This is a genomic window from Neomoorella carbonis, assembly GCF_045278715.1.
Classification (GTDB): domain Bacteria; phylum Bacillota; class DSM-521; order Neomoorellales; family Neomoorellaceae; genus Neomoorella; species Neomoorella carbonis.
This window is the reverse complement of record NZ_CP136420.1, coordinates 2072567-2097265: the sequence shown is the minus strand read 5'-3', so window position 1 is coordinate 2097265 and position 24699 is coordinate 2072567. Positions and strand designations below refer to the sequence as shown.

General features: G+C 55.9%; 22 protein-coding genes and 3 riboswitches. Of the genes, 20 read left to right on the top strand and 2 right to left on the bottom strand.

The features are described from left to right. Positions 1-77: 77 nt before the first annotated feature. Positions 78-177, top strand: a riboswitch (purine riboswitch). Positions 178-222: 45 nt separating this feature from the next. From MCACP_RS10760 to gcvPB, 17 genes are all read left to right on the top strand, one after another. Then, positions 223-714, top strand: coding sequence for a (2Fe-2S)-binding protein (locus MCACP_RS10760; protein WP_406676759.1), 492 nt, complete (start codon positions 223-225; stop codon positions 712-714). 92 nt (positions 715-806) lie between these two features. Continuing rightward, positions 807-3098, top strand: a complete 2292-nt coding sequence (gene xdhA / locus MCACP_RS10755; protein WP_406676758.1) for a xanthine dehydrogenase molybdenum-binding subunit XdhA — start codon at positions 807-809, stop codon at positions 3096-3098. Between the two features lie 17 nt (positions 3099-3115). Beyond that, entirely contained in the window at positions 3116-4000 is an 885-nt protein-coding gene (gene xdhB, locus MCACP_RS10750; RefSeq protein WP_406676757.1) for a xanthine dehydrogenase FAD-binding subunit XdhB, read from the top strand. Continuing rightward, complete coding sequence (gene xdhC, locus MCACP_RS10745; RefSeq protein WP_406676756.1) at positions 3993-4454, top strand: xanthine dehydrogenase subunit XdhC; 462 nt, start codon at positions 3993-3995, stop codon at positions 4452-4454. Before xdhB ends, xdhC begins: the two co-directional genes overlap by 8 nt. Before the next feature lie 37 nt (positions 4455-4491). After that, a complete protein-coding gene (gene ssnA, locus MCACP_RS10740) occupies positions 4492-5817 on the top strand; it encodes a putative aminohydrolase SsnA (RefSeq protein WP_406676755.1) in 1326 nt (441 codons plus the stop codon). Positions 5818-5836: 19 nt separating this feature from the next. After that, positions 5837-6724, top strand: a complete 888-nt coding sequence (locus MCACP_RS10735; protein WP_406676754.1) for an FAD binding domain-containing protein — start codon at positions 5837-5839, stop codon at positions 6722-6724. Positions 6725-7246: 522 nt separating this feature from the next. Further along, a complete protein-coding gene (locus MCACP_RS10730) occupies positions 7247-8389 on the top strand; it encodes a BMP family ABC transporter substrate-binding protein (protein ID WP_406676753.1) in 1143 nt (380 codons plus the stop codon). A 199-nt stretch (positions 8390-8588) separates the two neighbouring features. Beyond that, entirely contained in the window at positions 8589-10106 is a 1518-nt protein-coding gene (locus MCACP_RS10725; RefSeq protein WP_406676751.1) for an ABC transporter ATP-binding protein, read from the top strand. Beyond that, positions 10106-11200: an ABC transporter permease gene (locus MCACP_RS10720; RefSeq protein ID WP_406676750.1), complete on the top strand. Its 1095-nt coding sequence runs from the start codon at positions 10106-10108 to the stop codon at positions 11198-11200. The genes MCACP_RS10725 and MCACP_RS10720 overlap by 1 nt, the downstream gene beginning before the upstream one ends. Before the next feature lies 1 nt (position 11201). Beyond that, the gene (locus MCACP_RS10715) at positions 11202-12137 is read left to right on the top strand and encodes an ABC transporter permease (protein WP_406676749.1); all 936 of its coding nucleotides are present in this window, start codon (positions 11202-11204) and stop codon (positions 12135-12137) included. A 64-nt stretch (positions 12138-12201) separates the two neighbouring features. Then, positions 12202-15252, top strand: coding sequence for a putative selenate reductase subunit YgfK (gene ygfK / locus MCACP_RS10710; RefSeq protein ID WP_406676748.1), 3051 nt, complete (start codon positions 12202-12204; stop codon positions 15250-15252). A 105-nt stretch (positions 15253-15357) separates the two neighbouring features. After that, positions 15358-16014 carry an L-serine ammonia-lyase, iron-sulfur-dependent subunit beta gene (gene sdaAB / locus MCACP_RS10705; protein ID WP_406676747.1) on the top strand — a complete coding sequence of 219 codons (657 nt, stop codon included), beginning with the start codon at positions 15358-15360 and terminating at the stop codon, positions 16012-16014. Then, entirely contained in the window at positions 16001-16903 is a 903-nt protein-coding gene (gene sdaAA / locus MCACP_RS10700; RefSeq protein ID WP_406676746.1) for an L-serine ammonia-lyase, iron-sulfur-dependent, subunit alpha, read from the top strand. Before sdaAB ends, sdaAA begins: the two co-directional genes overlap by 14 nt. Before the next feature lie 125 nt (positions 16904-17028). Next, positions 17029-17133, top strand: a riboswitch (glycine riboswitch). A 3-nt stretch (positions 17134-17136) separates the two neighbouring features. Beyond that, positions 17137-17224, top strand: a riboswitch (glycine riboswitch). A 65-nt stretch (positions 17225-17289) separates the two neighbouring features. Then, positions 17290-18390 (top strand): glycine cleavage system aminomethyltransferase GcvT, encoded by a 1101-nt coding sequence (gene gcvT / locus MCACP_RS10695; RefSeq protein WP_406676745.1) that lies wholly within the window; start codon positions 17290-17292, stop codon positions 18388-18390. A gap of 17 nt (positions 18391-18407) precedes the next feature. Further along, positions 18408-18800, top strand: coding sequence for a glycine cleavage system protein GcvH (gene gcvH / locus MCACP_RS10690; RefSeq protein WP_406676744.1), 393 nt, complete (start codon positions 18408-18410; stop codon positions 18798-18800). A 4-nt stretch (positions 18801-18804) separates the two neighbouring features. Further along, on the top strand, positions 18805-20139 hold the full coding sequence (gene gcvPA, locus MCACP_RS10685) for an aminomethyl-transferring glycine dehydrogenase subunit GcvPA (RefSeq protein ID WP_406676743.1): 1335 nt from the start codon (positions 18805-18807) through the stop codon (positions 20137-20139). Then, positions 20136-21593, top strand: coding sequence for an aminomethyl-transferring glycine dehydrogenase subunit GcvPB (gene gcvPB, locus MCACP_RS10680; RefSeq protein ID WP_406676742.1), 1458 nt, complete (start codon positions 20136-20138; stop codon positions 21591-21593). The genes gcvPA and gcvPB overlap by 4 nt, the downstream gene beginning before the upstream one ends. Before the next feature lie 99 nt (positions 21594-21692). On the opposite strand, the gene MCACP_RS10675 is transcribed toward gcvPB, so the two are convergent. Then, entirely contained in the window at positions 21693-22013 is a 321-nt protein-coding gene (locus tag MCACP_RS10675) for a nucleotidyltransferase domain-containing protein (RefSeq protein WP_406676741.1), read from the bottom strand. Continuing rightward, entirely contained in the window at positions 21985-22374 is a 390-nt protein-coding gene (locus tag MCACP_RS10670; protein WP_406676740.1) for a HEPN domain-containing protein, read from the bottom strand. Before MCACP_RS10670 ends, MCACP_RS10675 begins: the two co-directional genes overlap by 29 nt. Positions 22375-22478: 104 nt before the next feature. On the opposite strand from MCACP_RS10670, the gene MCACP_RS10665 reads away from it, so the two are divergent. The 3 genes from MCACP_RS10665 (at position 22479) to MCACP_RS10655 (ending at position 24663) form a co-directional block, all read left to right on the top strand. Further along, on the top strand, positions 22479-23300 hold the full coding sequence (locus MCACP_RS10665; protein WP_406676739.1) for a lipoate--protein ligase family protein: 822 nt from the start codon (positions 22479-22481) through the stop codon (positions 23298-23300). A 67-nt stretch (positions 23301-23367) separates the two neighbouring features. After that, entirely contained in the window at positions 23368-23757 is a 390-nt protein-coding gene (locus tag MCACP_RS10660) for a carbohydrate-binding protein (RefSeq protein ID WP_406676738.1), read from the top strand. Between the two features lie 174 nt (positions 23758-23931). After that, positions 23932-24663, top strand: a complete 732-nt coding sequence (locus tag MCACP_RS10655) for a GntR family transcriptional regulator (protein ID WP_406676737.1) — start codon at positions 23932-23934, stop codon at positions 24661-24663. Positions 24664-24699: the final 36 nt, after the last annotated feature.

The window sequence follows — 24699 nt, the reverse complement described above, 5'->3', positions numbered from 1 at the left end:
AGAAAACCCGTATTTAAGCAGAACCTCCTATTGCGGCGCAAAAATAAAATTTTTAGCAGGATTTAAGTTATCTTTGCCGAATATAACTTTAATAAACTCGTATAACCCCGGCGATGGGGCCGGGGGTTTCTACCAGGTGACCGGAATCACCCGACTACGAGGAGGGCCGTCAGCTGGTTTCTTTTATAATTGCTGCAATGAAATTATCAGGGGGTAGGCAAGATGCCCGGGTTGAAACTTAAGGTCAACGGCCAGGAGTACCAGGTTGAGGCCCCGGCAGATATTACCTTGCTGGAACTCTTACGGGAAAATTTAGGCCTCACCGGTACCAAGGAGGGGTGCGGCAAGGGGGAATGCGGCGCCTGTACGGTACTCATGGATGGACTGGCGGTCGACTCCTGCTTGCTTCCCGCCGCTAAGGCCGACGGGTCCGAGATTCTAACTATTGAAGGCCTGGCCTCGCCCCAAGGCAGGCTCCATCCTTTGCAGGAAGCCTTTATCAGCGAGGGGGCCGTCCAGTGCGGTTTTTGCACCCCAGGGATGATCATGAGCGCTAAAGCCCTGCTGGACCAGAACCCCCACCCCACCCGGGAGGAAATAAAGATCGCCCTGTCGGGCAATTTATGCCGCTGCACCGGTTATGCCAAAATTATCTCCGCCGTAGAAAAGGCGGCCGCTGGCATGAAGACGGGGGGTGGAAAGGAAGAAGGGTAGCCGCCGTCCCTGTCCTGGAAAGAAGGCTGTGGCGATATTCTTAGGGCCGGGTTTTGCGGAGCGAGTATTTCCACTGGAAACGGAGGGGTAAAATGGCTTCTACAGTAGTGGGAAAAAGCATAAGCCGGGTTGATGCTGTTGCCAAAGTTACCGGGAAAGCAAAGTATACCGCTGACTTTTTTACAAGAGACATGCTGGTGGGAAAAATATTAAGAAGCCCTTATGCTCACGCCCTGGTTAAAAACATTGATGCCAGCAGGGCTAAAGCTTTACCTGGTGTTGAAGCGGTTTTGACTTATAAAGACGTCCCGCAAATTAAATTTGCAACCGCAGGGCATCCTTATGCCCTTGACCCGAAGCACAGGGATAAAGAGGACCGGACTATTTTAACCAACAAAGCCCGCTTTGTGGGGGACGCTGTTGCGGCAGTAGTGGCTACAGACGAGTTGACCGCCGCAGAAGCCCTGAAATTAATCGAGGTAGAGTATGAAGTATTAGAACCCCTGCTCACCCCGGAGGCGGCAATGAGGGAAGGGGCGCCTTTAATCCACGACGACTGTGAAAGAAATATCCTTAGTTCTCAGGGTTATGAAATCGGCGATGTTGAAGAGGCTTTTCAAGAAGCTGACTATATTTTTGAGGACGAGTTGGAAACAAGTATTGTCCAGCACTGCCAGCTCGAAAACCATGTATCCTATGCCTATGTGGACAGTGACGGCCGCATTGTGATTGTAACCTCCACCCAGATACCCCATATTATTAGAAGAATCGTCGGGCAAGCGCTGGGTATCCCCTGGGGAAGGGTACGGGTAATCAAGCCTTACGTCGGCGGCGGCTTTGGCAGCAAACAGGATGCTTGCCTGGAACCTTTAAATGCCGCAATGACCCTGGCTGTAGGCGGCCGGCCGGTAAAGTTAGAACTGTCCAGGGAAGAATGCATGATCGATACCCGGACCCGTCATGCTATCAAATACAAAATTAAAACGGGTGTTTCTAAAGACGGAAAATTAATTGGCATGCATATAACGGCCATCTCCAACACCGGGGCCTATGCTTCCCACGGTCATTCCATCGCTATGGCTGCAGGCTCGAAGTTCAGGGCCCTGTACCCCATGAAGGCCTTGAAATACGAGCCATTTACTGTGTATACCAACCTGCCTGTCGCCGGCGCCATGAGGGGTTATGGTTCGCCCCAGTTGACCTTTGCCGTGGAAAGCCACCTGGAAAATATTGCAAAAAAATTAAATATCGATCCTATTGAATTCCGCCTGAAAAACCTGGTTAAGGCAGGCTATGTCGATCCCTTGAACGGCAATACGGTGAGGAGCTGCGGCATTCGCGAGTGTATCGCTAAAGGCAAAGAATTGATTAAATGGGATGAGAAAAAAGCACGGTATAAAAATCAAACCGGAAGTAAACGCCGGGGCCTGGGAATGGCGTGCTTTAGCTACGCCTCCGGCACCCATCCGGTAGGGCTGGAAATGGCGGGAGCGAGAATTGTTTTAAATCAGGACGGCTCCGTCCAGCTGCAAATCGGCGCCACCGAAATAGGGCAGGGAAGCGATACAGTCTTTGCCCAGATGGTAGCCGAAGTGCTGGGCATCCCTGTAGACATGGTGCATGTCATTTCCACCCAGGATACCGATATTACACCTTTTGACACTGGTGCCTACGCTTCCAGGCAAACCTATATTACCGGTATGGCTGTGGCCAAAGCGGCGTTAGAAGTTAAAGAAAAAATCCTTGACTTTGTATGGGGTATGACCGATATACCCGCCCATGCCCTGGATATTAAGGACCAGAATATTGTCTACAAACACTCGGGAGAGGTGGTCATGCCCCTTGCCGAGGTGGCGTTGCACACTTATTATGATACCGTTTTTGCCAGACCGATAACGAGCGATACGTCCAATAATGCCAGGATCAATGCCTTCACCTTTGGTGTTACTTTCGCCGAGGTGGAAGTAGACCTGAAAACCGGAAAAATAGAGGTCCTGGAAATATATAATGTGCATGATTCTGGTAAAATTATCAACCCCCAATTAGCAGAAGGACAGGTTCATGGCGGCGTAGGTATGGGAATAGGCTATGTGCTGGCAGAACAGATGCTGTTTGACGATAAAACCGGCAAACCCTTGAATAACAATTTGCTGGACTATAAACTGCCAACTATCATGGATATCCCGGATATCGGCGTGGCTTTCGTCGAAACCTTTGAACCCACCAGCCCCTTTGGTTGCAAGGCTTTAGGAGAGCCGCCAACTATTTCGGTGGCACCGGCCATTCGCAATGCCGTTCTCGACGCGACCGGCGTAGCCTTTAACAGGTTGCCCATGACCCCCCAGCGGGTTTTTGAAAAGTTCAAGGAAGCCGGGTTAATATAGGAAGGTGGTGAAGTCTGGTGTACAACATCCAGGGTTATTTTGAGGCGGAGACAGTAAAGGAAGCTACTGCGCTGCTGGCGGCTGCTCCCCACCTGCTCGTCATTGCCGGCGGCACTGATGTTTTGATTAAAATGCATCATGGCCAAATAGAGAAAGCAGAGTTGCTGAGCATTCGCAAAATAAAATCCCTCCAAGGTGTTGTAAAACTTGAGGATGGTACTATTCTAATCGGGCCGTTGACAACTTTCACGCAGATTGCTAACCATCCTGTCATCAAAGAAAATATCCCCGTCTTAGCGGAAGCGGCCCTAACTATGGGGGGACCGCAGATCCGCAACGTTGCCACTATCGGCGGCAACATTTGTAACGGCGCCACTTCGGCCGACAGTGCTTCCACCTTGTTTGCCCTTGAAGCCAGATTGAAATTACAGAGCAATCAAGGTGAGCGGGTTGTTCCCATCCAGGAGTTTTACCTTGGACCCGGAAAGGTTGATTTAAAACCTGGTGAACTCCTTACCCAGATTATCATTTCTCCGGAGAATTACCGGGGCTATGGCGGGCACTATATAAAATTTTCCATGCGCAAGGCAATGGATATTGCTACTTTAGGCGTGGCGGTGATTTGTAAAGTAAAACAAGGCAACATTTTGGAAGACGTCAGGATTGGACTTGGGGTTGCCGGGCCAACGCCTCTAAGATGTCCCGAAGCAGAAGCCTTTGCGAGAGGCAAAACCATCTCTCCTGAAACCATTGCGGAAATTGGGAAATTAGCGGTTAAAGCGACGCAGGCAAGAACTTCCTGGCGCGCTTCCAAAGAATACAGGGAGCACCTGGTGGAGGAGCTTACCCAGAGGGCCCTGAAAGCGGCCATTGTCAAGGCTGGGGGTGAGGCAATTGCTTAAAAAAATATCCTTTACTGTAAACGGGATCCAGGTAAGCCTGGAAGTAGACGTTCGCGAATCGTTGCTTGAAGTCTTGCGCGAACGACTGGGATATACGGGAGTTAAAAAAGGATGTGGCGTCGGTGAATGCGGCGCCTGCACTGTTCTCGTCGATGGAACGCCCATAGACTCGTGCATTTACCTGGCTGTCTGGGCCGACGGCAAAGATATTGTTACAATAGAAGGTATAGCTAAAAACGGGGAGCTTTCCAAGGTACAAAAAGCCTTTATTGAAGAGGGAGCCATCCAGTGCGGTTTCTGTACGCCTGGTTATGTTCTCACGGCAACGGCTATGGTAGAAAGCGGCAAAAAGTATACGCGCGAGGAAATTAAAAGGGAATTGTCCGGTCATCTTTGCCGCTGCACCGGTTACCAGAACATCATTAAAGCGGTGGAGAAGGCCCTGGCAGATTAGGTAAATCATGTAAAGAAACATTTTTGGAGGTATAATTATGCTCCTTATCGGTAACGGTCGCCTGTTGTCCCTGGTGCCGGAAAATCCCTACCAGGAAAATGGTGCAGTGGCCATTGACGGCGACCGGATTGTCGCCGTCGGACCTACAGCTGAATTAAGGCGGCGCTACCCGGAAGCTGAATGGCTTGACGCCCGGGGCATGGTGATTATGCCCGGGATGATTAATACCCACATGCACCTTTACAGCACCTTCGCCCGGGGCATGGCCCTGAAGGACGCGCCGCCGGCCAACTTCCTGGAAATCTTGCAGCGCCTCTGGTGGCGCCTGGACAAGGCCCTTACCCTGGAGGACGTCTATTACAGCGCCCTGCTTCCCCTCATTGACTGCATCAAGAGCGGTACCACCACCATCCTGGACCACCACGCCAGCCCCCGCGCCGTTCGCGGCAGCCTGGAGATGATCGCCCGGGCGGCTGCCGAAACCGGTGTCCGTACCTGCCTGGCGTATGAGGTTTCCGACCGTGACGGTGAGGCCATTATGCGGGAAGGTATTGAAGAGAATATTGCCACCATTAAAAAATACCGCGGCCAGGAAGGTTTGGTTAGCGCTACCTTCGGCCTCCATGCCTCCTTTACCCTCTCTGACGCCACCCTGGCCGCCTGCCGTGAGGCAGCGGCCGAGGTTGGCAGCGGCTTCCACATCCACGTGGCGGAAGGCATCCAGGACGTAGAAGATGCCCTGGAACGCGAGGGCAAGCGGGTGGTGGAGCGTTTGGCTGACCACGGTATTCTGGGTCCCAGAACTGTCGCCGCCCACTGTGTCCATGTGACCGAGAGGGAAATAGCCATCCTCAAGGAAACCGGCACCCTGGTGGTCCATAACCCGGAATCCAACATGGGTAATGCCGTCGGCTGCGCTCCGGTAGGGGATATGCTGGCGGCGGGGGTGGTGGTCGGCCTGGGGACGGACGGCTATACCAGCGATATGTTTGAATCCCTCAAGGTGGCCAATGTTTTGCGCAAGCTTGTTTCCGGCGACCCCAACGCCGGCTGGGCGGAAGTCCCGGCCATGGTTTTTGCCAATAACCGCCGCATCGTGGCCCAATTCTACCCCCACCCCCTGGGCCGCTTGGAACCCGGCGCCTATGCCGACGTCATCCTGGTGGATTACCAGGCGCCGACCCCCCTGACGGCGGCCAACTGGTTTGGCCACCTCCTCTTCGGCTTTAACGGCGGGCTGGTGGACACGACCATTATTGGCGGCAAAGTCCTCATGCGGGAACGGCGGCTCCTGCACCTGGACGAGGCGGCCATCGCCGCCAGGGCCAGGGAACTGGCGGTTAAAGTGTGGGAGAGGTTTTAGGGTTAAGGAGAAGATAAATATGCCCCAGCAGTACCTTTTTGCCACCTCGGCGGCCGAGTGCCTTACCATGCTGGCCGTCCACCCGGGGGCGCGCCTCATTGCCGGGGGCACCGACCTGGTAATCGACCTTAAAGAAGAAAAACTCCAGGTCAATACCCTGATCGATATTACCCGTATTCCAGAACTAAAGATAATCGCGGAAGATAACGGCAAGATAATACTGGGCGCGGCCGTCACCCACACCCGGGTGGCAACGTCAGAGCTTATCCGGGCCAAGCTGTCGGCCCTGGCGGCAGCCGCTGCAGCCGTTGGCTCGCCCCAGATACGCAATGTCGGCACCCTGGGGGGCAATGTAGTGAACGCCCAGCCGGCGGCCGACACGGCTGTGGCCCTGGTGGCCCTGGGAGCCGTAGCCACCATCCTGGGACCGGAAGGTGAACGCCAGACACCGGTCGCAGACCTATACGAAGGCGTCGGCCGTTCCAGGGTAAACGCCGGCCGGGAGCTTTTAACTCGCTTTACCGTTGACCTGTGGGGAGAAGGTGAAGGGTCGGCCTTTGCCCGCCTTTCGCCACGGCGGGCCCTTTCCCTGCCCATGCTCAATGTTGCCGTCCGGGTCCAGGTGGTAGGGGGGAAGTGCACCCGGGCGCGTATCTGCATCGCCCCGGTGGCACCCCGGCCTTTCCTGTGTGAGGAAGCGGCCAGGGTCCTTATCGGCCGGGAGCCCACGGCAGCGGTAATTGCCCGCGCCGCGGCGGCGGCCAGAGAAGCAGCCCGGCCCCGGGACAGCCTCCTCCGTGGTTCCAGCGCCTATCGCAAAGATATGACGGCCGTCCTGGTTACCCGGGCTTTGACCGCAGCTTTTTCCCGGGCCACCGGCAGGAAAATAGAGATTGATGTCGAATAGTAAAATTCCCAGAGGCGAAGACGTCTACAGGGGGGTTAACAAACCCTCAGGTAGACGTTTTTTTAAGGCCCCAAAAACCATGGCCTTTCTCTATAGCTCTTTGACAACAGCGGCAATTTATCCAGGGCCTTTTCGATGTTCTCCACCTTGTTTAATCCGGTCATTTAGTTCCAGCAGGATTTTAAAAAATAGCGGCGAACTTATTATACAAGCTGGAGCCTTTTCCTATAGTCTTTGCATAGTTCCGGTAGTGGAACCGGGATGGGAGTATATACCAGGTGACCGGAATTCCTTGACTACGAAGGTGATTACCAATTGTCGCGCTGCGGGAGCCTGGTTTTTAATTTGCTCCAAAACCTGGCAGGAGCCAGGTCCGGGAGAGTTCCCCGGTGATTTGTCGTGCCGGGAGTTACATTACAAGGGGGGAGTTATAGCGGGAAAGAGAAAAGCGGCAACGGCCTCGATTGAAAAAACATCAAAAAGGAGGTGGCGTCCATAGTTTGCAGGACAGGCTATGGACACATGATGCGTAAAGGATGGCGTTTCATACCAGTGTTGCTCCTGGTCCTGGCGGTAGCTGTATTTGCCGCCGGCTGCGGCGGCCAGAAACCGGCCGGGAACAGCCAGAGCGGGGAAAAGCCGGCGGCTGCAGGGCAGGCTGCAGACCAGAAAATGAAGGTTGCCTTTATTTATGTGGGACCGATTGGTGATGCCGGCTGGACTTGGGCCCATGAGCAGGGGCGCAAGTACTTGCAGGATAAATTACCATGGGTAGAAGCATATTATATAGAAAATGTCCCCGAAGGGGCTGACGTGGAACGAGTTTTAACGGAGCTGGCGGAAAAGGGCAATAAAGTTATCTTTGCTACCAGCTTCGGTTATATGGATTACGTAATTAAAGTGGCCGAAAAATATCCCGACGTTGTCTTTATGCACTGCTCCGGCTATAAGACGGCCAAAAACGTCGGGACCTACTTTGGGGCTATGGAAGAACCCCGTTACCTTTCTGGCATGGTCGCCGGCAAAATGACCAAATCCAATATCCTGGGCTATGTCGCCGCCCATCCCATTCCGGAAGTAATCCGCGGCATCAACGCCTTTACCCTGGGGGCGCGTTCAGTTAACCCCAACGTCAAGGTAAAGGTAGTCTGGACCAATACCTGGTATGATCCGGCGGCCGAAAAACAGGCAGCTTTGAGCCTCTTAGATGCCGGGGCCGATGTCATTGCCCAGCACCAGGATACGCCGGGGCCCCAGCAGGCGGCCCAGGAGCGGGGCAAATATGGTATCGGTTATAACAGCGACATGCGCCAGTTCGCTCCCAATGCCAACCTGACATCGCCAATCTGGAACTGGGGCCCGTACTATGTTAAAACAGTGGAAGCCGTCAAGAACGGGACATGGAAATCAGAAGACTACTACGGGACCATGAAGGATGGTGTTGTTGACCTCGGGCCCTTCAGCGACAAGGTGCCCCAGGAGGTCCGCGATCTGGTGAATAAGAAGAAGCAGGAAATTATTGACGGCAAGTTCTACGTCTTCCAGGGACCCATCAAGGACCAGAGCGGTAAAGTGCGGGTACAGGAAGGCCAGAAGATGAGCCACGAAGAAGTTCTAGGTTTTAACTGGTTTGTAGAAGGTGTAGAAGGCGAGATCCCCAAATAAAATAGCACGAGTTAAACGGGAGGCCGTGGGATTTATTTCCACGGCCTTAACTATAAATTGGGTGTTAAATAGTATAGTATTTAGAAGGTCAAAATTTAATTAAAATTATATTATGGGGAAGGAATTTTATCTCGAGGTAGCGAATCATTTAAAGATAAGTTCATAGCAAAACGATGCACGGGGAGGGAAGCATTTTTTTATGGCAATACCCCTGGTAGAGATGCGGGGAATAACTAAGGTTTTCCCCGGCGTGGTGGCCAACGACGGGGTTAATTTATCCGTCCAGGCGGGGGAAATTCATGCCCTTCTGGGGGAAAACGGTGCCGGTAAGAGTACCCTTATGAGTATCCTTACCGGGTTGTACCGGCCCGATGGCGGGGAAATCTATATTGATGGGCACAGGGTGAATTTTCGCTCGCCCCGGGATGCCATTGCGGCGGGAATCGGTATGGTCCATCAGCATTTCCGCCTGGTGGCGCCCTTTACGGTGACGGAAAACGTGGCCTTGGGTCTTAAGGGGGGCCTCAAACTCAACCTGAACAAGCTGGCCGGAGAGATAGCCGCCCTTTCTCAAGAATACGGTCTCCAGGTAGATCCCCAGGCGCGTATCTGGCAACTGTCGGTAGGCGAACAGCAGCGCGTCGAGATTATCAAGCTCTTATACCGCCGCGCGCGGGTGTTGATTCTGGACGAGCCGACGGCGGTTTTGACTCCCCAGGAAGCACGGGACCTGTACCAGACGTTGAAAAAGATGGCCGCCCGCGGTTGCGCCATAATCTTTATTACCCATAAACTGCAGGAAGTTATGGATGCCGCCGACACCATTACCATTTTACGGGGCGGGAAAACCGTGGCCACTGTCAAAAAAAGCGAAACAAACGAGAAGGAACTGGCCCGGATGATGGTCGGCCGGGAGATTCTGTGGCAGGTGAGTAAACCTGCCGCCAGGAAAGGCGACAAAGTCCTGGAGATAAAGAATTTAAAGGCTTTAAATGATAAGGGGCTGCCGGCCTTAAAGGGCATAAACCTGGCAGTTCATGCCGGCGAGATCCTCGGTATAGCCGGGGTGGCCGGTAACGGCCAGCGGGAACTGGCGGAGGTTATTGCCGGTTTACGACCCTGCCATGAGGGGACTATTAACGTCGCCGGACAGGAGTTGGGCCAGTGCGATCCCTGCCGGGTAATTAGCGCCGGGGTGAGTTATATACCCGAGGATCGCCTGGGCATGGGTCTGGTACCCAACCTGGGGGCTGTTGATAACCTGCTTTTGAAAGAATACCGCCACCACCGCTGGGGCCGGGTCCTTCTCAACAGGCGGGCGGCGCGCCAGTGGGCCAGGGAGCTGGTAGAACGTTTTCAGGTTAAGATGGCGGGACTGGATGCCCCGGTGAAGATGATGTCCGGCGGCAACCTGCAGCGGTTGCTCCTGGCCCGGGAAATCTCCACCCGGCCGCGCCTCCTGGTGGCCGTTTATCCGGCCCGGGGCCTGGATGTCGGCGCTACGGAAACAGTACACCGGTTGCTTCTGGAGCAAAGGGCAGCCGGGACGGCCATCCTCTTAATCTCCGAAGACCTGGAAGAGCTTTTCCGCCTGGCCGACCGCATTGCTGTCATGTATGAAGGAGAAATTACAGGCCTGATGGCCGCCGCAGAGGCCAGCATTGAGGAACTGGGCCTGATGATGGCCGGGGCGAAAAGAATGGAGGTTAGTGCCTGATGTTTGGAACTTCCTTGCCGGGCCGGGCACCCCTGATTACCTGGGAAAAGCGCCTCGAACCTTCCCGGGTGATGTCTATAATAGTTCCTGTTGCTGCCGTCATCCTGGCCCTGGGTGTAGGTGCCATTTTCTTAGCTGCAACCGGCTATAATCCTTTGAAGGTTTATCAAAATATGCTGGATGGCGTAATCGGATCCAAATACGGCCTTTCGGAAACCGTCGTTAAGGCCATTCCCCTGATGCTGGCGGGCCTTGGCGTTTCCGTAGCCTTCCGCATGCTCCTCTGGAATATCGGAGCGGAGGGGCAATTCTATATGGGTGCTTTTGGGGCGAGCTTTGTAGCCCTGACCTTTCCCCATTTACCGGCCTATATTATGCTGCCGGCCATGTTTTTAGCCGGGATAGTCATGGGCGGTCTCTGGGCCGTGTTGCCGGCCTTACCCAAAGCCAGGTGGGGTGTTAATGAAGTCATTACCACCCTGATGTTAAACTATGTGGCCATCCTCTGGGTAGATTACCTGGTTTACGGCCCCTGGAAGGACCCCAAAGGCTTTAATTTTCCCCTGACCGCACCCTTTAGCGAGGCGGCAACCCTGCCGACCATTGCCGGCACCCGCATCCACCTGGGCTTTATTTTTGCCTTGCTGGCCGCCGTCATGCTGACCATTATTCTCTGGCATACCCGCTGGGGATACGAAATCCGGGTTATTGGGGAAAGTCCCCGGGCCGCCCGCTACGCCGGGATTAAAATTGAAAGGAACATTATCCTGGTGATGCTGTTGAGCGGCGCCCTGGCCGGATTGGCGGGCATGAGCGAAGTGGCAGGCATTACCCACCGCCTGCAACATGGTATTTCTCCGGGATATGGTTATACGGCAATTATAATTGCCTGGCTGGCCAAACTTCACCCTGCGACCATCATCCTGGTGTCTTTTCTGTTTAGCGGCCTCATTGTCGGGGGTTACAGCGTCCAGACTTCCGGCGTGCCGGCGGCGACGGTGTCCATGCTCCAGGGCGCCATCCTTTTCTTTGTCCTCGGTGGCGAGATTTTAACCCGCTACCGCCTGCACTTTGGCCGCAGGGAGGTGAAATAGTATGGAAAACTCTGTCTGGATTGCCACCCTGGCGGCAGCCATCACTGCCGGTACGCCCATCCTTTATGCCGCCCTGGGAGAAATCCTGGCCGAGCGGGCCGGGGTTTTAAACCTGGGTGTGGAAGGCATGATGCTGGTGGGTGCCGTGACCGGTTTCATGGTAGCGGTACGCACGGGTAACCCCTGGCTGGGCTTTTTTGTGGCCCTGCTGGCGGCAGGGTTGATGGCAGCCGTCTTTGCTTTTTTAACTATCACTTTGCGCGCCAACCAGGTGGTGACCGGCCTGGCCCTGACCATGTTTGGCACCGGTTTAAGCGGCTTTCTCGGCAAACCCTATGTTGGCATTCCCCTCCCCCTGAGCTTTAAACCGGTGGCTATACCCATCCTGGCGGATATTCCCATTATTGGTCCGGTTTTGTTCAACCATGACCCCCTGGTTTACCTGACCTATATCCTGGTGCCTTTACTCTGGTACTATTTTTACCGTACCCGGCCGGGCCTGAACTTACGGGCCATAGGGGAAAATCCGGCGGCGGCCGACGCCCTGGGGGTCAATGTCTTCGCCCTGCGCTATTTTTATGTCATCATTGGCGGCATGCTGGCCGGCGCCGGCGGTGCCTTCCTTTCCCTGGCCTATGCCCCCAGCTGGCTGGAGAATATGACGGCCGGCCGGGGCTGGATTGCCGTTGCCCTGGTGATCTTTGCCGTGTGGGATCCCGTTAAAGCGCTTCTCGGTTCCTATCTCTTTGGCGGCGTGGATGCCCTGACCTATACTCTCCAGGCAGCCACCAAAATCGCCATTCCATCCTTTTTCTTAAAAATGTTGCCCTACATCCTGACCCTGGTGGTCCTGATCATTGCCACCCGCCAGACCCTGGTCAAGCACATCGGGGCCCCCGGAGCCCTGGCCATCCCCTATGACCGGGAGGAAAGGTAGGATCGTGATGTGGTAAGCGGTTTTCGTGAGGACCTGGATTGCATTTTTATAGGGGGGATAGCCAATGGGTAGCGTGATGCGTCCAATACCGTTCAGGAAACTTTTATCCTGGATACTTGAGGAGAGGGAAAAATACAGTAGCGTTTTTGGCATATCGCAAGTAAAATTTTTTGAGAAGAAAACCAGTGCCTCCCTGCAGTTATTCGGCGAATATCTCGATACTCCCATCGGGCCGGCTGCCGGTCCCCATACGCAGCTGGCCCAGAATATAGTCGCTTCCTACCTCTGCGGGGGCAGGTTTTTTGAGCTGAAGACGGTTCAAGTTCTGGACCAGTTGGACATTCCCAAGCCCTGTATTGATGCCGGGGATGAATGCTACAATGTGGAGTGGTCAACCGAATTAACCGTTGAAGAAGCCTTTGCTGAGTATGTCAAGGCGTGGTTTCTGTTACATGTTTTGCAGAAGGAATTGTGGGATTTGGAGCAGCGGGGCTTCATATTCAATATGAGCGTTGGCTATGACCTGAAAGGAATAAAGTCTCCCAAAGTTGATAAATTCATCGAGGGGCTCAAGGACGCCTCGCAGACCGGTATATTCCAGGAATGCAAAAAAATTTTAAAAGAGGAAATTAAAAGGTTTGCCCGCGTAGATGAAGGATTTATCGACAGCATTTCGCCAAATATATGCAACTCCGTCACCCTTTCGACTATGCACGGTTGCCCTCCGGCGGAAATAGAAACAATTTGCCGGTATCTCCTGGCGGAGAAAAAAATGCATACCTTTGTCAAGCTGAATCCGACCCTGCTGGGCTATACATTTGTAAAAGATGCCCTGGCCAGGATGGGTTACAATTACATCCACCTGAAAGAGGAGTCTTTCAGCCACGACCTCCAATATGACGACGGCCTCGCCTTGTTAAAGAGGCTGCAAGGGTTTGCCCGGGAACACGGAAGGAGTTTCGGCGTCAAACTTTCCAATACCCTGCCGGTGAAAAACACAAAAGGCGAATTGCCTGGCGAAGAAATGTATCTCTCAGGCAGGGCGTTATACCCGCTGACCATCAATCTTGCCGCCAGACTGGCGGCGGAATTCGCCGGCCGGCTGAAAATTTCCTACGCCGGCGGTGGCGATGCTTTTAACGTTCCCCACATTTTTGCGACGGGAATATGGCCCATTACCGTGGCTACGACGCTCTTAAAACCCGGCGGCTACTTGCGGTTAAAGCAAATCGCCGAGGAACTGGAACCGTACCTGCAGGATATGGTATCAGATACTGTAGATGTAGAAAAACTCGCCGAGCTTGCGGCTGGCGCCTTTAAAGATCCTGATTATCACAAGGAAAAAAGGGGCGGCAGCAGCCGGAAGCTGGTCAAGAAATTACCCTTAACGGATTGCTTTATAGCGCCCTGTACCGCTGGCTGCCCCATCGGCCAGGACATTCCGGAGTACATCAGGCTGGTGGGGGAGAAGAGGTACCTCGAGGCGTATGAACTTATAATTGCCAAAAACCCGCTGCCATTTATTACCGGCTCCCTTTGTCCCCAGTTCTGTGCGGCCAAATGTACCCGTCTAGACTACGATGAGCCGGTATGCATTCGCGAAATCAAGAGGATGGCTGCCGAAAACGGCTGCCGGGCTTATCTGCAACAGAGGGTAAAAACAGAGAGGAAAAGTCCCGCCAGGGTTGCCGTTATCGGGGCGGGGCCCGCGGGCCTGGCTGCGAGTTATTTTCTCGCCAGGGCCGGCTTGAATGTCACCATCTTTGACAAAAGGGAAAAACCTGGCGGTACCGTTGCGTATATTATCCCCCCTTTCCGTATTGCCGGGGAAGCAATTGCCAGGGATCTGGAGCTGGTTAAGGGGGCGGGCGTCGAATTTAAACTGGGCATAGATCCCGATTTTTCCCTCGCACAGCTAAAAAGGGAAGGCTACAAATACGTGTACCTGGCGATAGGGGCGGGAGAGCCCAAAGCCCTGGATCTAAAGGTCGGCGGAGAAAAAGTAGTCAGCGCTATTGAATTCCTGGAGAAGTTTAAAGCAGGCAGGAGTGTCGTACAATTGGGTAAAAAGGTGGCCGTCATCGGTGGCGGGGACGTGGCTATGGATGCCGCCAGGGCGGCCCTGAGGGTGGCAGGAGTTGAAAAAGTTTATATAATCTACAGAAGAACCAAAGAGTATATGCCGGCGAGGAGGGAAGAGCTCCAAGAGGCCCTGGCGGAGGGCATAATCTTGAAAGAGCTTTTGTCTCCCCATTCCTGGTCCGGCGGTGTATTGCAGTGTCAAAAGATGCAACTTGGTGAACCGGATGCCTCCGGAAGGCGTAGTGTAGTTCCGCTAGAGGGTGAGTTTGAAAATATCGCAGTTGATGCCGTTATCTCAGCCACCGGCCAGGGTGTGGACTATGGTATTCTGAAGAAAAACGGTATAGAGGTTAACGCGCAAGGGGAAATTGCCATTAATCCCGCGACCAATGAAACAAATGTGGAAAATGTATTTCTCGGCGGCGATGCCCTGCGCGGCCCGGCGACAATAGTGGAGGCCATTGCCGATGGCAGCAAGGTTGCCAGGGCCATTCTGGCGCGGGAAGGTATCGGGCGCCAAACCAGCACATTAGTCTCGTTTGAAGAGGGGAAGAGGCTGCAGCAAATTAACCTGAAAAAAGGTACACTCCAGGCTGCTGCGCCCGATCTGGAAAAAGAACATGAGAGATGCCTGGAATGCGGGTTTGCCTGCAATATTTGTACAGAAGTATGCCCAAACAGGGCCAACATTGCCGTTGAGGTAGCCGGCGGCAGTTTGCAGCAGATAAACCAGATTGTTCATGTAGACGGCATGTGCAATGAATGCGGCAACTGCGCGACATTCTGTCCTTATGACGGCGCTCCTTATAAGGATAAACTAACCCTCTTCTGGAGCGAAGACGACTTTACCAATAGCCAGAACAATGGTTTCCTCTTGTTAACCGCCGGTGAAAAACCTGTCTTTAAGCTCCGGGTTGATGGCAGGGTGTTGCAGGTGACTTTCGATGCCTCCGGAAGGGCTGATGTTGACCTGGAAAAAGGGATTCTAGACCTTGTTTGGGCTGTTTTTAAGGGGTATAGGTACTTGTTTTGAGGAAAGACTGCTCCTGGTAAGACGGAGCAACGTGCCGGGCCATGTGCCCGGCCCAGGGCGCATCAGCTTCACTAGCGGGTTATAATAAACTAAAGGGTGGCGTCCATGGATGCCTTTCAAATTATCGGCCCGGTAATGATCGGGCCATCCAGTTCCCATACGGCCGGGGCTGTACGCATCGGCCGCCTGGCCCGGACCATCCTGGGTGAGCCGCCCTGCCGGGCGGAAATTTTGCTCCACGGCTCCTTTGCCCGTACTTATCGCGGCCATGGCACCGACCGCGCCCTGGTGGCCGGCCTCCTTGGCTTTAATGTCGATGATGAACGGGTGCGGGAGGCCCTGGAACTGGCATCCCGGCAAGGGCTGGAAGTAACCTTCGGCGAGAAAGACCTGGGGGACGTCCACCCCAATTCCGTGCAGCTAAACTTAAAAGGCAGAGAACGGGCCGTCCAGGTGTTAGCCTCTTCCCCGGGCGGCGGCCAGGTGGTAATAAAAAAAATCGATGCCTTTACCGTAGAGATGAGCTGCGAATTGCCGACCCTGGTGGCGGTGTACCCGGACCGGCCGGGGGTGATAGCCTCGGTTACGGCCCTGCTGGCCGGGGCCGGGGTGAATATCGCCGGCATGCGGGTTTCCCGCCGGGGGGCCGGCGAAGACGCTCTCATGGTCGTGGAAACGGACCAGCCGGTCCCGCCGGGACTGGTAGCGGCCATGCGGTCTTTACCAATTATTGAACGGGTGATATGCATTGACCCAGTATAGCTTTCGCAACATGGCCGAACTCCTGGAACTGGCGAGGACAGAAAAATTAACCCTGGCCGGTGTTGTGATCCGTTACCAGGAGGAGCTGGAAGGCAAACCCCGGGAAGAGGTCCGCAGAATGATGGCCGGTCGGCTCCAGGTCATGCGGGCTGCAGCCCGGAAGGGATTGGCGGAGGATATCCGTTCCCCCAGCGGCCTGGTAGGCGGGGGCGGAAAGCTCCTGGAGGAGTGGCGCCATACCGGTAAGAGCCTTTCCGGTACCACCACCGCCCGGGCAATTGCTATAGCTATGGCCATAGCCGAAGTCAATGCCGCCATGGGCCGGGTGGTGGCGGCACCTACGGCCGGCTCCTGCGGGATACTACCGGGGGTGCTGCTGGCCCTGGAAGCCGAAAAGGGCCTGATAGAAGACCAACTGGTGGACGGTTTATTTACAGCCGCCGGCATCGGCATGGTAGCGGCCCGGCAGGCCTCCCTTTCCGGTGCGGCCCTGGGCTGCCAGGCGGAATGCGGGGTGGCTGCGGCCATGGCGGCGGCTGCAGCCGTAGAAATGGCCGGTGGGGAACCGGAACAGGCTGCCGCCGCCGCCGGGGTGGCCCTGCAGGGCCTGATGGGCCTGGTCTGTGACCCGGTGGGTGGCCTGGTGGAGATCCCCTGTGTCATGCGTAACGCCACCGGAGCGGCCCATGCCCTGGCGGCAGCCGACATTGCCCTGGCCGGCGTCCAGTGCTATATACCCTTTGACGAGATAATAGCCGCCATGGTCCAGGTGGGCCGCGCCCTGCCAGCATCATTACGGGAAACCGGCACCGGCGGGGTAGCTGCCTGCCCAACAGCTCGGAGGCTGGTGGAGCAAAGCTTCCGCCAGGGAGAGCTTGGCGATTGTTAATGCGCGCTTATACTTTACATCACCAGTGTCAAGGAAAAATTACCTGAAAAATTTTTTCGGGCGGCAGGAATTTACACTTGCAGGACGAATAGATTATAATAATATGAAAACTGCATAACGGGCGGATGAAGGGAGTGGAAGAGACCCTTTTCCAGGGCGCCGAAGGAGCAATTTCCCCCGGCGGGTGACGGGGGAAGGAACCTCTCAGGCAAAAGTACCGCTCCCGGACCCAACTCTGGAGAGCTTCCTTAAAGCCCGGCTTTAAGGAACACCAAAGGGGAAGGCAGGCAGCTGCCTAATCTCTCAGGTACCAGGACAGAGGCCATCACCGCATAATGCGGCGATGGCTTTTTTTATGGACATACTAACAGAGCGAGGTGGATCAGGTGGCGGACTTAAAAAAGACACCTTTGTATGCAGAACATATAGCTGCCGGCGCCAGGATGGTGGAATTCGGCGGCTGGGTGATGCCCGTCCAGTACACCGGCATCATCGAAGAACACCGGCAGGTGCGTAACTGTGCCGGGCTCTTCGATGTTTCCCACATGGGCGAGATTGTCATTAAAGGACCGGATGCCTTTAACCTGGTGCAAAAATTAATCACCAACGATGCCGCCCGGGCTGCCGGCGACCGGGTGATTTACAGCCCCATGTGTTACCCGGACGGCGGTGTTGTCGACGACCTCCTGGTCTATCCCCGCGGGGAAAGCGAATACCTGCTGGTAGTCAACGCCGGCAATATCGACAAGGACTTTGCCTGGATCCGGGAGAACGCCGCCGGCCTGGCAGTGGAGGTAAGCGATATCTCAGCGACCACGGCCCAGCTGGCCCTGCAGGGCCCCCGGGCCTTAGGGATCCTCCAGCCCCTCACAGACGTGGAGCTTGCTCCCCTGGGCTACTACCGCTGGACCAGGGGCCGGGTCATGGGGGTGGATTGCCTGATTTCGCGCACCGGTTATACGGGGGAAGACGGTTTTGAGATCTATTTTGCGGCGGCTGACGCCCCCGCCATGTGGCGCCGGCTCCTGGCCGCAGGTCAAGAGGCGGGCCTGGTGCCCGCCGGGCTGGGGGCCCGGGATACCCTGCGCCTCGAAGCAGCCCTGCCTCTTTACGGCCACGAGCTGGGCCCGGCCATCAACCCCCTGGAGGCGGGCCTGAGCCGCTTTGTCTCCCTGACGAAGGGTGATTTTATCGGTCGGGCGGCCCTGGCGGCGCAAAGAGAAGCCGGCCCCAAACGCCGGCTGGTGGGTCTGGCCATGGCTGACCGGGGCATCCCCCGGCCGGGGTACCCCGTCCTGGCGGGTGGCCGGGAAATCGGCTATATTACTTCCGGTTCCTATGCCCCCACTTTAGGGAAAAATATCGCCCTGGCCCTGGTGGCAGCAGGAACTGTTAGTGCCGGTGCCGAAGTAGAGGTGAGCATCCGCAGCCGCTTGCAGCGCGCCGTGGTGGTGGATCTCCCCTTCTACCGCCGGCCTAGAAACTAGGAAGGAGGAATGGGAACATGGAATTCCCTGCCAACCTGTATTACAGCAAGGATCATGAGTGGGTGGAAGTTGAGGGCAACCGTGCCCGCATCGGCATTACCGACTACGCCCAGGAATCTCTGGGGGATATCGTTTTTGTCGAGTTACCCCAGGTGGGCGACGAACTGGCTGCCGGCGACAGCTTTGGCGTCGTCGAGTCCGTCAAGTCGGCATCCGATGTCTACGCACCGGTAGGCGGCAAGGTCGTCGCCGTCAATGAAGCCCTCCTGGATTCACCCCAGGACATCAACGCCGACCCATACGGCAAGGGCTGGATGATTGAGCTGGAAATGAGTGACCCGGCTGAAGTGGAAGACCTGATGGATGCCGGCGCTTACCGGCAAATGGTGAAGGAGGAGAAGGGGGAGTAGGGGGATGACGTACATTCCCACCACGGCGGCGGAACGGCAGCAGATGCTGGCGGCCTGCGGTGCCAACCGGATGGAAGAGCTTTTTAACGACATACCGGCGGCCGTTCGCCTGGGCCGGGAACTCGATCTTCCCCGGCCCATGGCGGAGGCCGAGGTCCGGCGCCACCTGGAGGAACTGGCGGGAAAGAATAAAAGACTGGTCTCCTTCCTGGGCGCCGGTGCCTATGAGCACTACATTCCCAGCGTTGTTGGCAACCTCCTGGCCAGGTCGGAGTTTTATACGGCCTACACGCCCTACCAGGCCGAGATCAGCCAGGGGACTTTACAGGCCATTTTTGAATTTCAATCATTAATGTGTATACTTACGGGCTTGGATGTAGCCACGGCGTCCCATTACGACGGGGCTACGGCCACGGCCGAAGCGGCCCTGGTGGCCTGCAACGCCACCAGGCGCCGGAAGATTTTAGTTTCCCGGGCTGTCAATCCCCAGTATCGGGCCGTCCTGGCCACCTATACCAAAGGCCAGGGAGTTGAGCTTAAAGAGATACCCCTGGCCGACGGCCGGACGGACCTGGTCGCCCTGGAAAAGATGGCCGGAAAGGAAGTGGCCGGGGTTGTCCTGCAGAATCCCAATTTCTTTGGTCAAATTGAGCCCATGGACGCGGCAACGGAACTGGCCCATAAGGCCGGGGCTTTAAGCATTGCCGTCGTGGACCCCATTTCCCTGGGGCTGCTGGCGGCACCGGGGGAATACGGGGCCGACCTGGCCGTGGGCGAGGGCCAGGGCCTGGGCAATCCTCTGAACTTCGGCGGTCCCTACCTGGGCTTCATCGTCGCCCGGGAGAAACTGGTACGGCGGTTGCCGGGCCGTATCGTCGGCCAGACCACGGATGTCGAAGGCAAACGGGCCTTTGTCCTGACCCTCCAGGCGCGGGAGCAGCATATCCGCCGCGAAAAAGCTACTTCCAATATCTGCTCCAATGAAGCCCTCTGCGCCCTGGCGGCTACCATATATCTCGCGGCCCTGGGGAAGGAGGGTCTGAAGGAAGTGGCCCGCCAGTGCCTGCTGAAGGCCCACTACGCCTACGCCAGGCTGGCCGCCCTGCCGGGGGTGACGCCGGTCTTTCATGGACCCTTCTTTTGCGAGTTTGTCCTGAGGACGAAACTCACGCCTGATGAAGTGGCCCGGGGCCTGGCAGCTCAGGGTTTTGCCGCCGGTTTTGATTTGAGCCCTTATTACCCGGAAATCGCCGGCGCCATACTATTTGCCGTCACGGAAGTGCGGACCAGGACCGAAATTGACGCATTGGTAGCGGCCATGGGAGGGATCCTGGCATGAGGACGGAACCGCTGCTTTTTGAACTGGGGGCTCCCGGCCGGCGGGGTTATACCCTGCCGGAGTGCGACGTGCCGGGGAAGGTAGAAGATTACCTCCCGGCAGCCGCCTGCCGCCGGGCTGATGCCGCCCTGCCGGAGCTGAGCGAAGTGGAAGTCGTCCGCCACTTTACCCACCTGGCGAGCATGAACTATGGGGTGGATACGGGTTTTTACCCCCTGGGCTCCTGCACTATGAAGTACAACCCCAAGGTCAATGAAGCGGTCGCCGCTTTGCCCGGCTTTACCAACCTGCACCCCCTGGTACCGATTGAGGCGGCCCAGGGCGCCCTGGAACTCATGTACAACCTGCAGGAGTACCTGGCGGAAATCACCGGTATGGATGCCGTTACCCTGCAGCCGGCCGCCGGCGCCCACGGCGAGTTTACCGGCCTGGCCATAATTGCCACCTATCATCAGAGCCGCGGCGAGATGGAACGCCGCCAGGTGCTGGTGCCGGATTCCGCCCACGGGACCAATCCGGCCAGCGCCGCCATGGCCGGCCTGGAAGTAATCCAGATACCTTCCGACGAGCGAGGTCTGGTAGATCTTAAAGCTTTGAAAGCAGCCGTCGGCCCCCGGACGGCGGCCCTCATGCTGACCAATCCCAACACGCTAGGGATTTTTGAAAGCGATATTGAAGCCATGGCCGACCTGGTCCATGGGGCCGGCGGGCTCCTCTATTACGACGGCGCCAACCTGAACGCCATTATGGGTATTACCCGACCGGGGGATATGGGGTTCGATGTGGTGCACTTGAACCTCCACAAGACCTTTTCCACCCCCCACGGCGGCGGCGGGCCTGGTAGCGGCCCGGTGGGGGTTAAAAAGCACCTGGCGGCCTTCCTGCCGGTACCGGTGGTGGCCCGGGATGATGCCGGCCGGTATTACCTGGATTACGACCGGCCGCAGACCATCGGCCGGATACGTTCCTTCTATGGTAATTTCGGCGTGATGGTCAGGGCCTATGCCTATATCCGTACCCTGGGAGCTTCCGGCCTGAAGGAAGCCAGCGAGCAGGCCGTTTTAAACGCCAACTATATGCTGGCGCGGCTCAGGCCCTACTTCAAGGTGCCCTTCGACCGGGTGTGCAAGCATGAGTTTGTTATTGCGCCGCCCAAGGAGGTAAATGAGGCCGGCGTTCATACCCTGGATATCGCCAAGCGCCTCCTCGACTACGGCTTCCACGCGCCGACCATCTACTTCCCCCTGATTGTCCATGAGGCCATGATGATCGAGCCCACGGAAACCGAGCCCAAGGAAACCCTGGATGCCTTCTGCGATGCTTTGATAGCTATTGCTAAAGAGGCAGTCGAGGACCCGGAGGTTCTGCATCAGGCTCCCCATAACACCCCGGTGCGGCGCCTGGACGAGGTGGGTGCGGCCAGGAACCCGGTTTTACGCTGGCAGGGAAAATAGTTGTCCCTGGCGAATAGATGAACAAAGCCGGCAGGTGGGGGGTGCCGGCTTTGCTCCTTACCAAAACGTTATCAAGCACCTGAACAAGCAGGTCCATGGCTAGAGTTGTTTGGCGTTTTTTAAAAGCTCCCCCGCGAAACGGCTTTTTTTAAGTTCGTCGGGGGTGTACACAAAAAGGTCCAGCCCCACGGGAAATTTGCCGGGCAAATAATCCGGTACTCTATCCCAGGGTTTTCTATCGTCATTTGTAACGAGGATCAAAAGGTCGATGTCGCTATACGGGGTGTAGTTCCCCCTGGCCCAGGAACCGCAGAGGTAAACAGCCAGGACTTCCGGCCTGGATTTCAATCTTGCCGCCAGGTCTGCCAGGGCATTTCTGACAGTATTTTCGTCAACGGAAATGACTCTTACAGAATTCAATGATTTCACCTGCAATCTTGATGGCGGTGTCGGCCTCCCCGGCAGTGTAAAAATCGGTTGGCGCTCCGATTTCGAAGCCGTTCGGATAGCGGGCCGGGATATAATGCTTGTCGATAACTTTGGCTTTTTCAATCAATTTTTCGGGCACGGCAATTTCCGCGGGAAGATTTGCCAGTAAAATGGACACGGTATGACCCCGGGCGTCAAGATGCAACTTTTGAAATAATGCCTTTACTGCTTTTTCCGCAGCCTGCTGGGCGGCAAAACAGGACCATTCAAAATCCCCGGCGTTAAACGAGTTAATGGCATGCCTTAAGTCTGCTTCTGCTTGCCGCAGCCAGTCGCTGCTTCTGTCAGGCATTTTCAACACCTGCAATATTATTACATATTTTCCCATCTATTTACAGGATAGCATTATGCGAGAGGTATGTCAATATCAGGGGGTAATTGCGGGGGGATATATATATGCCAGTTGAAACCTGGCGGCTATTAGATACCGGCGTGGCCGACCCTTACACCAACATGGCCGTGGACGAGGCCATTCTCCTGGAGCACCGGGAAGGCAAAACGCCGCCGACCTTACGTTTTTACGCCTGGTCGCCGCCTACCATTTCCCTGGGGTATTTCCAGCAGTTAGAGAAAGAAATTGACCTGGAGGCCGTAAAAAGACGGCGTCTGGGGCTGGTGCGCCGCTTAACCGGCGGCCGGGCCGTCCTCCATGATAACGAAGTAACCTACAGCGTGGTGGCCCGGGAGGACCATCCCCTCATGACCGGCGGCATTCGCCCTTCTTACTTACGCCTGGCGGAGGCCCTGGCCCTGGGGTTGAGGGAACTGGGAGCGCCGGTGGAGATTGCCTCCGGTCGCAAAGGAGGCCAGGATGAGCATACTTCGGCCGCCTGCTTTGATGCCCCCTCCTGGTATGAGATAACCAGCGGTGGGCGCAAAGTTGTAGGCAGCGCCCAGACCCGAAAGGGAGGCGTGGTCCTCCAGCATGGGTCGATTGTAATTGCTTTAAATGTTGACGACCTTTTTGCCGTCCTGAAGATGCCTTCGGAAGCCGTACGCCGGCGCCTCAAGGATAAATTTTACCACCAGGCCTGCGGCCTGGAGGAAATTTTAGGCCGCCGGGTCGAAGGAGGGGAAATAAAGGCCAGTATAGTCCGGGCCTTTACCAGTCTTTACGGCCTGGAGTTTATCCCGGGAGAACTGACAGACGGTGAAAAAGGTCGCCTGGAGGAGTTAAGGGCGAAGTATGCCAGTAAAGACTGGTTGGAAAGGCGGTAAAGTTGCATAGCCCGGCCTCGCTCCAGGGAAACTAATTTTAGCAACTTTTCCTGAGGAGGTTATAGATTTGGGCGATAAAAACCGCAGCCGCTTTGTAAGTGATGAGCGGACGCGCCTGCAGCAGATGCGGGCGGCCGAATATCCCGGCGGGGTGGTGGTGGACCCGGTACCCATTACCGCCGGCGATGAAGTGACCATCCTTTACCACGGCCTCCTGGATGCCTGCGGCGCCGACCAGATATGGCTGCATACCGGTTACGGCGACGCCGATAACTGGCAGAATATCTATGATTACCGCATGGAGCGTACCGGCTACGGCTGGGTGAAAAACATCCGGGTGGAAGACGGCAGCCGCCTGAACATCTGCTTCAAGGACAGCGCCAACAACTGGGACAACAATAACGGCCTTAACTGGAGCTTTGAAATCCACAACGGCAACCTGCCGGGACGCAGGTAAAAAGAGTATAATGTAGCGGCCCCTGGACTTGACTGGGGCCTTTTAATTTAGGAGCCACTTTGGGTTAAGCAGGAATTATCAAATAAATAGAGAATAGTTGTATAAACGACAAAGTTTCCTTGGAACCCGGGGTTGTTATGCTGGTTACTTCTACCTGAGTGAGGTGGTTAACATATGGCTATAGACAAAAGCTCTTTTGTACCTCCTTACTATCAGCTGGCACAGATCCTGGAACGCCAAATCAGGTTAGGAGAATACCGTCCGGGCGAGGCTTTACCCTCCGAAGCGGAGCTGAGTGAAAAATACGGGTTAAGCCGCATGACCGTCCGCCGCAGCCTGAGCCAGCTGGCCAGGGCCGGCCTCATTCGCACTGAAAGAGGGAAAGGTACTTTTGTCTCCCGCCCCGAGCTGGATCGCGCGGTTTTTATCATGGAAGAATTCCACAAGGAGGTGGCCGCACGAGGCTTGACTTCCAGTGTCCGGCTGCTGGAAGCCAGGCTGGTTCCCGCGCCGGAAAAGGCGGCCGGCAAATTGCAAGTTCCGGCAGGGACGAAGGTACTCTATATTCGCCGTTCCCTTTTGGCCGGCGGTGAACCTCTGGCCTATGACCGTAAATACCTGCGTTACGACCGGGGACGCCCTATCCTTGAGAATGAGCTCCAGTACCAGGCGCTCCCGGACATGGTGGAGAAACATGCCGAAGCCCTGCCGGTAAGCAGCAAAATGATCTTGCAGGTGACATCCCTGAATGACGAAGAGGCCCGCGCTTTACGTGTTGCTCCCGGCTCCCCGGCCTTTTTGCTGGAGCAGGTACTCCTGGCCGGGGATGGTCGGCCGGTAGGCTGGGGATGGTGTCTATACCGTGGCGATCGATATCAATTGACTTCGGTTCCCGCGGCAATTTAGTCTTTGAGTAACAGACCTGGAATCTACTAAAAAATG